A 14,608-nucleotide genomic window follows, 5' to 3' on the forward strand; every position below is an offset into this window, starting at 1 on the left:
AGTGGTGCCCACGCCAATACATGATCACCGCTGATGCGGTAGGTGTCGGGCCACGGAGCTCCTGGTCGCACCTGGGCGGGATCCGGCCGGATCAGCAGGACAGAACCCGGCCAGATGGGCTCGGGAAGCGCTTCGATCCACGCTGGTTGGATGTAGTCGAAACGATTCCACCTTATAGTGACCCAAGCGCCTGTCGGCTGAGGGGCGTCGACGGTAAGGACCGTGATTTCAGTCGTGGTGCCGCTGCCCCCTTTTAGACCCTCGAGACGCTTCCATTGAGCGTCGGTTTCCGATTGCCACCGCTGTAGACCGCGAAGGCGCCTACTCCAGACGACGACGAGTACGACACTGAGAGCGGCGACGGTCATCAGCAGCCAAGCGGTGCCGGCAACGGTAAGGGCCAGGGCGACCAAGATTAGGGTCAGCACCACCGTCACTGCGCTCGCAGCGATCAGAGCGGGTGTTGCTACTCTCGGCTTGAGGGCTGGGTTCATCTGCATACTTACTCCAGCTTCCAGTTTAAAGCTGCCATCCAGCACTTGTCAGGCTTATAGGGGAGTCGAACTCATACGAGTTGCGGACATCTTCTGGAACTGGCTGTGGTGTGGCAACTTGATGGATTGCTCGCTGCAGATATTCCCACTGCGCTCGCTGTTCCCATTCCCAGTCCGCCGGAGTCGGGCCGAGGGGGATGGCTGCGCTTTTGACGCCCCAACGATCCCTGTAGACAGCAACCTCTCGAATCAAGGCGGCCATCTCAAATGGATCTGCCCCCGCACCGATGTCCTGTGACAATTCTGTGGTCCAATCAGGCTCACCAACTAGCGCCGCGTTGGCGACGTGCTCCGCACGGTTCCCAATCCGCCGTCGTACTTGGTCTAGCAACGCCGAAAGGTCTGGGCGGTCTATCGGCAGCTGCTCAGTCAACGGATCGATGGGCGTTTGGGGCATCGCCGAGCAGAACCTGCGTAGTCGGGCATGGGCAACTGCGGTTAGGTCCCGTGCACTGGCTTCTGAGCCCAGCGCTTCGTTCAAGGTACGCAGCGCTCCTGGCCGATTCACGTTGCTGGCTCGTCGCCAGGCAGCGACGGTGGCGCCCCAAGCCGGAGATGCGCTCATCTCATGAGAGCAGCCGGGAAGAAGACCTTCGACCGCATTTGCGAGATCCAAACCCGCAGCGATTTGAGCCAGGTAATCGTACTCGCGGCTCAGACGCTCGAGGCTGTCGGCGTGCTGCCGTTCGAAGTCCCGTACCTCGTGAGCCGTCCGTTCCGCACCTTCCGCAGCAAGCACCTCGCCAAGGATCACCCTCCAGCTCGAACGCGCACTCGGGTCCAGGATCTCGTCCTCATCAGGGTCGTTCTCGCTCACGTAGGCCGTGTTTGAGTGCCGGCCCCGCGTCATGCTGACGTACAGCAGTTCCCGCGTGAGGCGGCCGGGGGTCACCACGGTGTGGCCGGTGTCGACAGTGAGACCCTGACTGCGATGGGCCGTTGTGGCGTAGCCCAGCTCCACGGATGACTCCACATAACTGCTCGGCAAGAGTAAAGCAGCTCCGGCGTCTTTCCGTATTGCGTTTAGAGCACCGTGGCGCCTATCGACTCCCGTGACTTCGAGGAGCGTCCCATTGCGAAGGAACTCACCTCGATCGTCGCGAATGGATCTGTCATTCCGACGGGCAATGACGATGTCGCCACGACCGGCTCGAAGCCCGTCCCGAAGGACCAGGGTACATTCCGCGTCCACGTCCCCCAGACTTACCCGGTCGGCTTGGGCCCGCTCGTTGAGCATTTGGACGGTCTCGTTATCAGGAGCTATCAAGACCGAAACTCGACCAGCCAAGACATCCGAGTGCCATGCGGAGTAGGCATGGTCGACCATATCTGAGTAGTGGCCATGCCTGATGCGACCATGGCCGTCATACTCTGTGAGCACAGTCGGACGACCCTCACGCAGCCCGAGGGAGGCTGACCGCTCCCACGGATCCTTGAAACGCCAGATTGTGCTCAACCTCGCTGCCTTCCCTTGCCGATCAAGCCAACCAAGCACACCGCCGGCATCAATGGAATCGAGCTGGGCGGGATCGCCAACCAGGAGGATCTTGGCCCCCACTCCCTTGGCTTGGTGCACCAGCGCTGCGAGCTGAAGAGTCGAGATCATGGATGCCTCATCAACTATCACCAGCTGATTGGGATGAAACTGCCATTGGGACTGCTCGGCGGATAGCCGAGCGACCTCTTGTTGAAGGCGGCCAACGTTTCGGCCCGAGACGGCTGCCGCACGGAGCCGATCGTCCGCATGGAAGAATCGCCCTGCCCGTTCGGCCGCACCAGAGCCAACAGATTCATGCAGCCACTTAGCGACGTTCTCGGTAGCCATGCTCAGCTCCGAGCCGAGAACCTCGGCGCTCGCAGCAGCCGGCGCCAGACCCACGACGCTGCCCATCCCATACGCTGCCTCCCATGCTGCTTTGACCGCGCCAAGGGTTGTTGTCTTACCCGTCCCTGCCGGCCCGACGATGGCATCGAGTCTGCATGAGCTCAGCAGGACATCCGACGCTGCCGTCAGTTGGTCATCGTGCAGTGATGACCCTTCGCCGTTTCTGTATGAGGTGAGCGTCTGGAAGGCGAGATCGACCGCCACAGCCGGCCCGTCGTCATCGTTCTTCGCCGCAAGGATTTCTTCCTCAAAGGCTAGCGTCGGCTCATCGGTGTAGAGGCGCGACCCGTGGAACTCGAAGACGCTTCGCCCGGCGAATCGCAGATCATCAGCGGCATCCGCTGGGACGCCGTACCTGTACTCGTTGAGCGGCACGGATTGGCGCTCCGCCGCTGTAGCCACGGCATCGATCAGCGCGTTGCGGTCAGCGGGGGAGGCACAACGGATCTCAGCGCACACACGCTCACCCTCGGCGATCAGGTTCCAACGGTTCCAGGTTGAGCGCTTGGCCGCAACGCGTTCTCGAGTGAGAAGCCCGACGGCGTCAATCCAGTTAGGGGCAAAGTCGCCAACGCGGAACGGACGTGAGTGGGACCGCCGAATAGTGGAGGCTACGACGGATTCGGGATCGAAACCCTTGGCCTTTGCTCTGTCCCGCCACTGTGCGGACAGCGTTCGTAATGGCGACAGCGAAGCGTTCTTGGGAGTGCGGGTCGACAGGGTAGCTTGCTGGCGCAACTTAACGGTGGTTGTCGCCGTCGGGGGAGTTCCGTGTTCAGTGGTCCACTGTTTGACGAGCCGATCGGTCTCGATGTCGATGAGCCTTGAACGGTTGGAGAATTCGCGAATAAGTGCTTCAGGGATGCCGGTGAGTTGCTGGCTGGGGTTATGGGCGTTTTGTGCTGGGGCTCGGATGTCGGTTTCTGTGCCGAGGCTCATGTGCAAGCCATCGAAGAGGAGCCCGTTGTAGTGCTCGCTGGCTGCGACTACTGCCTTATATAGGGAGCGGGAGTCCAGCGTGACCCATGCCCTGTCGGTGATGCGCTGGACTCGGTTCGCGATGACAAGGTGGGTGTGGAGCTGAGGGTCGCCGGCGCGGGATTCCCAATGGTCAAATGATGCGGCAATAACGCCTCGGGTGCCGACGTGCGCTACGCCGTTTCGCCCGGATCGCGTGTTTATGACGTTCTCTTCCATCCAGGCAAGCGTTTCTTCGATGGCCTCGTGGTGGGTCTGAAGGATCTGTTCCTGAAGGTGACGCGGGCTGAGGGCCCACAGGGTGGAGACGGACTTGGGGACGCTGAATGTGAGGTCGAAGCCGGCGACGGCGTGTTTCGTTTTTTGGTTTCTAGCCTCCTGGCTCATCGCCAGCTGCCCTTGGGGTCTCCCCATCGGATTCTGGGTGTCCGGGTGGGTCGCATCCTGGAAGATGGAGCGGGCATCGGATTCCGTGACCCTATCTCCAGCTTCCCTGGCGATCCCTTGGAGACCATTGCCCAACCAACGACCTTGGGGCGTTCCCATCTTCATGTAATAACTGATGGTGTCCGCAGGAGCGGGGGAGGCATCGTCCAGCATTGTGGAATTAAAGAGGTACTTGAGCCCTGACCGTACGGAGAGCCTGGCAATGGACATGGTCATGGGCGCACCCCCGTGCGGGGCCTGGAGGGCAGCCAACCTCGCCGCCGCAGGATTTCGAGCGTCACTGAGTCGAGGGCGACGCCTTTAGCTCGCGAGATTTGAAGCAGAACGGCTGCCACGCGGGCGAGGTCTTGGACGTTCGTTCGCTGTGCACGCTTCAGGCGCAGGACTTCGTTGTGGAGGAGGCCGTTTCTGGTTTCCAGCTCTTCGTAGAAGGCGTGGAGTCGTTCGAGTTCGGATGACTGTGATCTCAGCTCGGTCAGGAGCCGGTCCATGTAGTTGGTGTCATTTTCAGGACCGTCATGTGCTGGCTGTCTGGTGCTCTGCTTGTTCACTACAGTTCATACGGCCTACACAGGCACACCGCATGATTTCCCGGCCGACGGGCCTTGGATGCCAGAGGTGTGAGGAAAGCTTAGGAAGGAGCGCTAGGGAATAGATGCAATCCATGTGGCGGCGCTGTTGGCCGATGTCAGATGCGTCCAAACGTGCCACGGGCTTGGGGTATGTTCGCATCTTTTCGGTCAGTAGTTGCGAGCTGTCAGCGGTGAGCTGCATTCTGAGTCCAATCGCCTCAGCACACTCTGGACGATTGGAGTAGGTAGGGTGCCGTTTAGCCTGAGTATCGATGGCTCCGAGCCACGAGCATTACTCCCGGGCGGCTAGCCCACCAAATGGCGCAAGAGGTCGACGGATTGGCGCTAGGGGATGTTCGCGGCGATTGAGCTTATGAGGCGATTGCGCAGGAAGCTGCTGCGCAATCGCCTCATAACCCCATGGCCTCCGTAGTTCGGAATCGTGCCGAAAACAAGGTCTTATCTGGGCATGGAATCGTAGCCTTCGAAACCCTACTCGTCACGCCCGTACACGTGATAGAACGCCGGTATGGGATTTGATAGAGCGGACTTATCGCTCAGCACATGCCATCTCCGGTTGTGATATACGAGCGGTACCGGCTCGGACTCCGTGACCACTTCCCTGGGTTTAGTCTCGATGGCTTCAACGATGATGACGGTCGCGCCGGTCACGTCGATGCGTTGCTTCACTTTTCCTCGCAGCCAGTTGGCTCCGGGATAGTAAGGCTCGCCGGTAGGAAGACGTCCCCAATCGACGTCATCTCCGAATCGTTCCGCGCCGCTGCGGGCGCCAAGCTTTGCCAGTGTGATCTGGTCTGCTGCCATCAGATGTATCACCACAGTCTCGGCTTGGCGGAGTGCTGGAGTGCTCGAAGAAATCGCGGAAGCGGAGAACATAATCGTGGGTGGATCTATCGATACAGATGCAACAGAACTTACGGTCATTGCAACAGGCCCATCGCCGGCATCTGCGGTGATAACAGCAACACCTGCCGGATGTGCACGAAAGGCGTACCGGAAGTCGTCAGCGTCGACTCGAGAATCGTCGGTTCGCATGATAATTTCTGCTCCAATGCTTAGATTTCCGGTGTCGTGTTCTACGGAGGATTTATAGAAACTGCGCGTTCTACTCGACTGCTTGTGGATCTGTTACAGCGAGTTGGAAGGCGCGCGGGTGCTTTGAATGACGACGGGAGTGGTCTCAGGCCTGTTACCAGTAGCCCAGCCAGGGTTGGCAGGACTCAAATGCGTCGGAACCAGTTGACGAAGAAGTGTCCTCCATAGTCGGGGCCCTCTTGGTCGCGCCGAGTTGGTCCGTATGCGGGGGCTTCCATCCCGAATTCGAACGCAGTTCTTTGGCACCATGCCGCCTGCCGCCTGAGAATGAATGCGCGGCAGCACCGGGCAGTCGGTTGTCTACTCCTTGATGAATTCTCATCTGCTTTTCCTTACTCGACGCTGTACCTTTGCAGTCGCATCAGGCTTTTGGCGAGTCATGCCGGCTGCTCATATCGTGATTTCCATTACACTCCTCCGAATAACATCGTGTCAAGTAATACTGAACATAAGTGTTTTATCCCCACTCACGCCTGCGCGCCTCGCCCAGGGTTGCCTGTCGGTGGAATGACGCAGGTTTCAGATGGGCGCCTACGGACCGGTTAGTGAAATCTGCCGATGAGCGTACGCTGGGTCGGGCAAATGGAGACATGAGTGTGGCGTGCAGTCTGTTGGATGGAAAGCCTTCTATAACCTTCCTCGAAGCTGCCGAGGCTCTGAACGGGCCGAATGGGAAGGTCACACCTTAGGCCGTTGGCATCTACGCAGAAGTGTTCAATTTAAGTGAACATCTGCGGTGGTGGCTGGAGTTCAATAGGGGTGAAAACTCACGCCTATGACGCTGCCCCGAAGATACGAGGACTCCGTCCCTATGCTCCAGTGCGATCGCGTCCCGCACGGCAGATTGCCACGCACGAGCGGGGCCATGTATGAGGCCGGATCACGGAAGACGTCACGGCAAGCCGGCGGGTTCTCCGGCATCACTTGACGCGGGACTGCCCACACGCCTGCGACGATTGCCGAAAGTGGCTGCCCTTGTGGATCATGTGGCGACGGGCAGCCGGATGATCCGCCGTTAAGGTTCTGGCCAGTTCTGGATCAGAGAGCAATAGCGAATCCGTCCTCGCGAACCGGCGCTGTCGCCCATTGCTCTGGGGACCCAAAGGGCCACAAGGCTCCAGGAATGAGCCGGAACTGGAACCCGGGACCGAACGCACCATGTCCTTCAGGGAGACGGGCCAGGACCGCCTTCCAGGGCGGAGTCGTCGACGACGCGAACGCTGCCCGCTCGACCAACGCGCACCCGACGATTCTCCTGGAACGGACATCGTCAGCGCGCCCAGGAGAGGGCGCCGTGGCCGTGGAGTCCGTGACAGCTGCCGCCAAAAAGCGTCCCGGGTGCTGCGATTCTTTCGCTTCAGCAGGTGGTGCGGCGAGTGTCTTTTTTGCCGACGCTTCAAGCGCTCAATTCTCCGCATGGGGAGGCGAGTTCAGCCTGAACACAGGACCCTGGGCGGAAGGCCTTTTGAGTCAGCAGTCACCTGCGGCCTAAACATCCGGACCAGGTCATGGGCAGCCAACCCTGCATCCCTTGGCCTCAACGAGAACAACCGGAATTGGTCGAACTGATCGAGGCCAAGGGGAGCCGAGCGTCCTGCGGCTTTGAGGCGGGTTCAGGGCTAGGGTGACATGAGCTGCCTGACATTCACCTGCCATCCGCTGATCAGGGTCTCCGAGTCGAGTATCAATGGATTGAACGACCCATGCATTGGGCCGGGCTTGTCTGCCAAAAGTCGGGTGTCGGGTTGGGTGAGGTTGGGTTTAGACGATGGGGAGGACGTGGCGGGCTTCGTCCTGGCGGTTGAAGGTGACTTTGCCGAATGCTTCGTATCCGCTGGCGGCTAGGGTGTGTCCGTGGCGGCTGGCGGTTGCTTGGTCGCGCCACATGCGCTGGAGGAGGGAGGTTTCTGCGAAGCCTGCGGAGCCGTGGGCTGTGAGGAGTTGGTCGATGGTGTTGGTGATGGTTTCAACGATCCAGCCGGCTTTGGCGCGCATTTCGATGCGTTCGCTGTAGGGGGCGTAGTAGCCGCGGCTGGCGCCTTCGTAGATCTCGTCGGCGACCTGCTGGGCTACCAGTTCGGCGGCGTTCAGCTGCATTGTTGCCTTTGCCACTGCGAGTTGGAAGGAAACAGCGTCTGCCTGCTTGTCATAGCCGGTGTAGGCAATTGCCTTGGATTCGGCTTTGGAGATGACAAAGTCCAGTGCGGCTCGTCCCATGCCCAGGTGCGGGCCGATGAGTTTCATGAACAGTGAGGGCACGAAGATCGTTTGGTAGGTCTGCTCGGGGTTGTGGCCGAGGTAGCCGCCTTCGACTGCTGCGGTCAGGGGAAGGATGCGGTGTTCGGGGACGAAGACGTCTTCGGCGATTTGCATGACGCTGCCGCTGGACTTCATGCCGGCGACATACCAATTGTCCTCGGAACTCAGGTCCGAGGAAGGGATGAGGGCCAGGCCGGCGTCGACGACGTCGCCGTTTTCGTCCTTGAGGGGAATGCCGAGCAGGGACCACTGTGCGTGGAGGCTTCCGGTGCCGTAGCCCCAGCGGCCAGTGACACGATAGCCACCGTCAACGGGTTCTGCTTCTGAGGATGTGGCGAGAACGATCGAGATGAAGTTCTTCAGTCCGTCTTCGCCTCCCCAGACATCTTCCTGTGCTCGGGAGTCCATGAGGCTCAGCACCCAGGCACCGGAATCGAGGATCCCTGTGACCCAGGCGGCTCCGCCGTCGCCGCGGCCGATGGCCCGTGCCACGGCGTGGGCTTCACGCGTGTTTGCGGCCAGCCCGCCGAACTTCGTAGGTGCAGAAATGCTGAACGCCCCCGTCGCGGCAAGCGCATCAAAGACTTCTTCCGGGACCCGACGGGCCTGGTCACCCTCGCGGCCCTTGGCGATGAGCATCGGACGCAACCCATCAATCTGCTCAACGATCGACTGGATCTCGGGACGAATACCTGCATTAGACATGGAAAACACTCCTGCTTAGGACACTGATCTGGGGACCACACCGTGGCGTTCATCGTTCTCAAGGAGTGATCAATCCTGACTGTCAACGAATACTGAACGCTCGCGGTAATCTATGTAGAGTAACCATGAAACAGCTTCAGCGATAGTAGCTGAACCAATGTTGCGACCGTGGCGCCCTAGCAGCGTAGGTATTGATAGTGGTCAGAGAGGACCAGATGGCAGTCTCGCGAGGATTTTTGAGCACACTCAAGCTGGGTTACATAGCGAGGTTGTGTCAAAAGGCCCCTGCAGCACAGGAACCCGATGTCTCAGGCCGCGAACGCACCGGGCACTGTACAGAGTGTGGCCACAAGTGGGGTCCGGATTACGTCTGGTTGGGAGCCTTAATGCAAGTATCCCCACTACCTGGCACTTGTTCCTTCGAGGAGTCTTCCACAGAGACACACTGCGAATGCCGTACCAGGGGGCATTTCAGCTTTTCCAGCTGATGAAGATCCGTTCAGATAGTTGCAGCGATGCAGACTCCGCGGCTGCGCTGACTTTCAGGGGGCGGTAACTGCAAACTCACAGAAACGGGATGTCGAAGCATCAGGCGTGACGAACGCCTTCACCCGCCAGGATCGCCCGGTAGCCCTCCTTATAGCTGGGGTAGCTTAGCTCGAAGCCCGTAGACCGGAGCCGCCGGTTCGAGCAGCGTTTGTCGCCCGCTCCGCCGTCGGACGTTGGCCCAACGGGTGGCTCCGGGAGGCGCAGAGCAGCCGCGAGGAACCGCAAAACATCGCCGTATTCGGACGAGTCGTCATCCACGCCCAAGTAGACGGACGCCGGGCGCTCATTCATCGTGGCCAAATGGACGATCATGGCGGCGGCATCGTCACGGTGGATGCGGTTGGTGTGCTTGGGCTGACCAGGAATCACCGCTTTTCCTGCGCGGAGCTGGTCGATGAGACGGGTTCGGCCCGGTCCGTAGATGCCGCCAAGCCGCAGGATCGTGGCGGTTGCCTGCCCTGCGCGGGCTAGCAGCAATTCCTCAGCCTCCAGCAAAATTCTTCCACTGAACCTGGTGGGCATAGTAGGCGTGGATTCATCCACCACCGCACCGGCTGCGTCGGGATACACCGCGGTTGAAGAGACAAAAAGAATCCGCTTCGGTGGAACAGTTTGGCGGTCGACAGCGTCCAGCACATTTCTCAGACCAACCACGTATGCGGCCCGGTATGCCTCCTCCGTGGGTGCCTCAGCTGCCAGGGCAATGACCACAATCTCTGCATTGGCGGGAAGCTCGGGAACTTCGCGGGACAGGTCGGCCCGTATGGGACGGATTTGCGGTGGAAGCTTCTCTGGCGACCGTCGTATACCGAACACTTGATGCCCTGCCGAAACGAATCGCAGGCCGGCTTCGGTACCCAGGTCGCCGCATCCGGCGATCAAGACACTCATTCAATTAGTTTGCCAGCCGTCAAGGTACCCCAGCCACTGTGACGAGCCCTCTTATCAAGTTCGCCCAGGATATTCAGTGCAAGTCCGCCCTGGACGCCTATTTTGGCCAGTTTGAACAGATAACTGTGGACCCCGTAGTTCGGCCCGGACCTCACCTCCGAGGGACGGCGTGATGACTGCCGTTCAAAAGACCTGGCGTTATCGGACCCCAGTCGTTTTGACGGGGATCCAACACACGGTACTTTTAAGTGCATAGATGTGCACATGTGTACTTAATGGAAGGTGTCGAGTCTGATGTTTTCGGTTTTGCGGGTGGGGACGTACCGGCGGTTGTTTCTTGCCCAGGTCGTTGCCTTGGTGGGAACGGGCCTTTTGACGGTGGCATTGGGGTTACTGGCGTTTGAACTGGCTGGCGACAGTGCCGGAGCGGTGATGGGCACGGCGTTGTTGATCAAAATGTGCGCGTACGTGGGTTTTGCGCCGGTGGTCAATGCCGTGGTTGCCCGGTTGCCAAAGAAGCCGGTTTTGATAGGCGCGGACCTTGTCAGGGCCGCGATGGCCTTGTGTCTGCCGTTCATCACAGAGGTATGGCAGATCTACGCGGTGATTTTCCTTCTTCAGTCCGCGTCGGCAACGTTCACCCCGGCCTTCCAATCGTTGATCCCGTCGGTGCTGCGGCAGAAACGTGATTACACGCACGCGTTGACCTTGTCTCGGTTGGCCTACGACATGGAAGCGCTGGTCAGCCCTGCTTTGGCGGCGTTGTTGCTAACGTCGGTCAGTTACAACAGTCTCTTCCTCGGCACGGTGGCAGGGTTCCTGTCCTCGGCAGGCATGCTGGTATTCACTGCGGTTCCCAGGGCTGCTGCCGGGACCGCGGCAGGGTCGGTGTGGCATCGGACCACGCTAGGGGTGCGGATGTTCTGGAGGAACCGGCAGTTGCGGTCCTTATTGGCGTTGAACCTGGTGGTCGCGGCCCCGACAGCGCTGGTCTTGGTCAACTCCGTGGTGTATGTCCGCACTGTCCTGGAACGCCCGGATACCGACCTTGCGCTGGCGTTGGCTTGTTTCGGTGTCGGGTCGATGATCGTTGCCCTGTCCGCGTCACGTGCTTTGAAGCATTTCGGGGAACGCACTGTGATGCTGACTGGTGCTGTCATGATTCCCACGGCGCTGACTGGGGTCACGGTGATGATGACGTTTACCGGCCCGGGCGTGTGGGGCTGGCCGATGCTGCTGGTTCTGTGGTTCCTGCTCGGTGCGGGCAACTCCAGCATCCTGACCCCCTCCGCGCGGCTGCTGCGGGATGCCTCCGACGAGCACACCCGGCCCTATGTCTTCACTGCCCAGTTTTCCCTTTCGCACGCCTGTTACATCATTGCCTATCCGTTGGCCGGGTGGCTCGGTGCGGCCGCAGGCCTTGGCCCAGCTGCAGCCGCGCTGACAGTTCTTGCGATACTGGGTACTGCAGGAGCCTTCATCTCCTGGCCCCGCCGTGATAGTGACATTGCCGGGGAACCCGTGAGCAAGGAGAACATCGGTGAGCAGCCAACCGAAGAGTCCGTTCCAAGCCCCACCTGAAGCGCCCTCACTGTTCCACCAGGTCACCCCGGACACGGAACTGCTGGATACCGCTGCGGGAACGTTAAGGATGATGGCCGAACCGACACGCTTGCACCTGCTCTGGCAGCTCGCCCAGGGACCCAAAACCGTCGGGGAACTCGTCGAGACTGCAACCATGCCACGCACGGTTGTCAGCCAGCATTTGGCCAAACTGAGGCTGTCCGGCCTGGTCGATACCCGCAAGGACGGCCGACACGTCATCTACTCCCTGCATGACGGACACCTGATTCGGCTGATCCAGGAGACCATCAACCACGCCGACCACCAGATCACCGGTGAGCCCACCCACGACTAACCTCGCCAAGGGCCGGTACTGTCAAGAGATCTTAGCAGCGCGAGGCAGGCCTACTATCCCCGCGAACCGGTGCCTGTCCTGTAGGTGGCCCCAGTGACCTTGTTATCCGGATCCGATTGCCAGGGGTCAACATCAACCTTGCCCCAATCATCCTCGATGTGCACGCCGGAATACCCGCATCGCGGGCTGTCCCGGTATTGGCGTCTCACCCAAGCCGGCGGATCCCTGTTGGATGTTAGCCGCAGCAGCCCCAGTCGCCCTGGGGGCCGCTGGACCGTGGCTCGTGATCCAGGAATTTGTTGCAGCTTTCCCCGAGCAGAGCATAAAGCACCTTGCTCAGTGACCTCAACGAACGCTCGCAGCAGGACTCATCCCCGGTATCACTCGCGGACGTGATGTACTCATCAGGGCTTGTAGCGCCAGGATTACTGGCAGCCCTCCACCGTCATGGAGTAGGCGCTTGTTCAGAGGGACGACGTCGGTCTATCCACCGGCAGCGGCGACTGGCTCGGATGAAGGCTCAGAACCGATATCTCCGCCATCGATCACGAGGAGTGGGAGTGGCATCCAGCGGAGCGGCTCCCGGTACACTTCTGTACAGCCTTGACTGCGCTGTTTCCGCCTACTCTGCCGGACCGTTAACCATCGCTGGGTTCGCCCAAGGTCAGGGATGAATTCCTATGATTCCGGGCGCGTTTATCAACTCCCGACGCTTTCCAGGTTGGACCCCACTCAAAGCTCTGGTCCGCAGCGGGCATGCCTTGCGGATGCTGCTACGGACCAGACTTCTGATGACGAAAAAGTTTTCAGCGTCTACTGCGTCAGCCCTGCAGATAGCTTGAACAGCGTCCTCGGCCCGGTTCAGGCCAGTTCTGCATGCTCACCAAGGGCAAACCACTTCCGGTTATGGTAGACGAGAGGGGCAGCATCTGAGTGCTCTGCGTCTTCCCTCGGCTTCGACTCGATGGCCTCGACCACAATGAGGGTCGAACCGCTCACATCGATGCGATTTACCACTCGTCCGCGGAGCCATGAATTAGCGTTGGGATAGTACGGCTCACCGGTGGGCAGCCGCGACCATTCAATGTCTGCGCCAAACCGGTCAACGCCGCTCGTTGCGCCGAGCTTGGCAAGCTCTACCTGGTTGGAGGCCAACAGGTGAACGACGACCGTCTCAGCGGCGCAGATGGTCTCAGTACTCGATGAAAGTGCCGAGGCAGAGAAGACCAGCGATGGGGGATTGATGCCGACTGAGGCCAAGGAGCTGACTGTCATTGCTACAGGGCCATTGCCGACGTCGGCTGTGATAATGCCGACGCCTGCGGGGTGGTGTCGGAAAGCGAACTTGAAATCCTCCGCTGAGATCTTCTGATCCACGAATGTGGCGGACATGGCGGGTCCCTTCTGGGTGTCGGGTTGGGTGAGGTTGGGTTTAGACGATGGGGAGGACGTGGCGGGCTTCGTCCTGGCGGTTGAAGGTGACTTTGCCGAATGCTTCGTATCCGCTGGCGGCTAGGGTGTGTCCGTGGCGGCTGGCGGTTGCTTGGTCGCGCCACATGCGCTGGAGGAGGGAGGTTTCTGCGAAGCCTGCGGAGCCGTGGGCTGTGAGGAGTTGGTCGATGGTGTTGGTGATGGTTTCAACGATCCAGCCGGCTTTGGCGCGCATTTCGATGCGTTCGCTGTAGGGGGCGTAGTAGCCGCGGCTGGCGCCTTCGTAGATCTCGTCGGCGACCTGCTGGGCTACCAGTTCGGCGGCGTTCAGCTGCATTGTTGCCTTTGCCACTGCGAGTTGGAAGGAAACAGCGTCTGCCTGCTTGTCATAGCCGGTGTAGGCAATTGCCTTGGATTCGGCTTTGGAGATGACAAAGTCCAGTGCGGCTCGTCCCATGCCCAGGTGCGGGCCGATGAGTTTCATGAACAGTGAGGGCACGAAGATCGTTTGGTAGGTCTGCTCGGGGTTGTGGCCGAGGTAGCCGCCTTCGACTGCTGCGGTCAGGGGAAGGATGCGGTGTTCGGGGACGAAGACGTCTTCGGCGATTTGCATGACGCTGCCGCTGGACTTCATGCCGGCGACATACCAATTGTCCTCGGAACTCAGGTCCGAGGAAGGGATGAGGGCCAGGCCGGCGTCGACGACGTCGCCGTTTTCGTCCTTGAGGGGAATGCCGAGCAGGGACCACTGTGCGTGGAGGCTTCCGGTGCCGTAGCCCCAGCGGCCAGTGACACGATAGCCACCGTCAACGGGTTCTGCTTCTGAGGATGTGGCGAGAACGATCGAGATGAAGTTCTTCAGTCCGTCTTCGCCTCCCCAGACATCTTCCTGTGCTCGGGAGTCCATGAGGCTCAGCACCCAGGCACCGGAATCGAGGATCCCTGTGACCCAGGCGGCTCCGCCGTCGCCGCGGCCGATGGCCCGTGCCACGGCGTGGGCTTCACGCGTGTTTGCGGCCAGCCCGCCGAACTTCGTAGGTGCAGAAATGCTGAACGCCCCCGTCGCGGCAAGCGCATCAAAGACTTCTTCCGGGACCCGACGGGCCTGGTCACCCTCGCGGCCCTTGGCGATGAGCATCGGACGCAACCCATCAATCTGCTCAACGATCGACTGGATCTCGGGACGAATACCTGCATTAGACATGGAAAACACTCCTGCTTAGGACACTGATCTGGGGACCACACCGTGGCGTTCATCACAACCTAACAGCAAACGCTAAAAGTGTCAATGAATACTGAACAC

Annotated in this window: 9 protein-coding genes; 2 read left to right on the forward strand and 7 right to left on the reverse strand. The window is 60.1% G+C overall.

Features of this window, described 5'->3' with window-relative positions:
* Positions 1–519: 519 nt before the first annotated feature.
* From mobF to ACNAOU_RS09420, 5 genes are all read right to left on the reverse strand, one after another.
* Positions 520–4,080, reverse strand: a complete 3,561-nt coding sequence (mobF, locus tag ACNAOU_RS09400; protein WP_422758484.1) for a MobF family relaxase — start codon at positions 4,078–4,080, stop codon at positions 520–522.
* Positions 4,077–4,415 carry a hypothetical protein gene (locus ACNAOU_RS09405; protein WP_422758485.1) on the reverse strand — a complete coding sequence of 113 codons (339 nt, stop codon included), beginning with the start codon at positions 4,413–4,415 and terminating at the stop codon, positions 4,077–4,079. Before ACNAOU_RS09405 ends, mobF begins: the two co-directional genes overlap by 4 nt.
* Before the next feature lie 513 nt (positions 4,416–4,928).
* Positions 4,929–5,492 carry a flavin reductase family protein gene (locus tag ACNAOU_RS09410; protein ID WP_422758486.1) on the reverse strand — a complete coding sequence of 188 codons (564 nt, stop codon included), beginning with the start codon at positions 5,490–5,492 and terminating at the stop codon, positions 4,929–4,931.
* A gap of 1,821 nt (positions 5,493–7,313) precedes the next feature.
* Positions 7,314–8,516, reverse strand: a complete 1,203-nt coding sequence (locus ACNAOU_RS09415) for an acyl-CoA dehydrogenase family protein (RefSeq protein WP_422758487.1) — start codon at positions 8,514–8,516, stop codon at positions 7,314–7,316.
* 588 nt (positions 8,517–9,104) lie between these two features.
* Complete coding sequence (locus ACNAOU_RS09420; RefSeq protein ID WP_422758488.1) at positions 9,105–9,956, reverse strand: SDR family oxidoreductase; 852 nt, start codon at positions 9,954–9,956, stop codon at positions 9,105–9,107.
* A gap of 294 nt (positions 9,957–10,250) precedes the next feature.
* Here ACNAOU_RS09420 and ACNAOU_RS09425 point away from each other — a divergent pair, with 294 nt between their 5' ends.
* Both ACNAOU_RS09425 and ACNAOU_RS09430 read left to right on the forward strand, forming a co-directional pair.
* Positions 10,251–11,537: an MFS transporter gene (locus ACNAOU_RS09425; RefSeq protein ID WP_422758489.1), complete on the forward strand. Its 1,287-nt coding sequence runs from the start codon at positions 10,251–10,253 to the stop codon at positions 11,535–11,537.
* Complete coding sequence (locus tag ACNAOU_RS09430) at positions 11,497–11,874, forward strand: ArsR/SmtB family transcription factor (RefSeq protein ID WP_422758490.1); 378 nt, start codon at positions 11,497–11,499, stop codon at positions 11,872–11,874. Before ACNAOU_RS09425 ends, ACNAOU_RS09430 begins: the two co-directional genes overlap by 41 nt.
* Before the next feature lie 861 nt (positions 11,875–12,735).
* On the opposite strand, the gene ACNAOU_RS09435 is transcribed toward ACNAOU_RS09430, so the two are convergent.
* Positions 12,736–13,266: a flavin reductase family protein gene (locus ACNAOU_RS09435; protein WP_422758491.1), complete on the reverse strand. Its 531-nt coding sequence runs from the start codon at positions 13,264–13,266 to the stop codon at positions 12,736–12,738.
* A gap of 40 nt (positions 13,267–13,306) precedes the next feature.
* Positions 13,307–14,509, reverse strand: a complete 1,203-nt coding sequence (locus ACNAOU_RS09440; protein ID WP_422758487.1) for an acyl-CoA dehydrogenase family protein — start codon at positions 14,507–14,509, stop codon at positions 13,307–13,309.
* Between the last annotated feature and the right edge of the window lie 99 nt (positions 14,510–14,608).

The organism is Paenarthrobacter sp. C1 (assembly GCF_049315185.1).
GTDB classification, from domain to species: Bacteria; Actinomycetota; Actinomycetes; order Actinomycetales; family Micrococcaceae; genus Arthrobacter; species Arthrobacter nicotinovorans.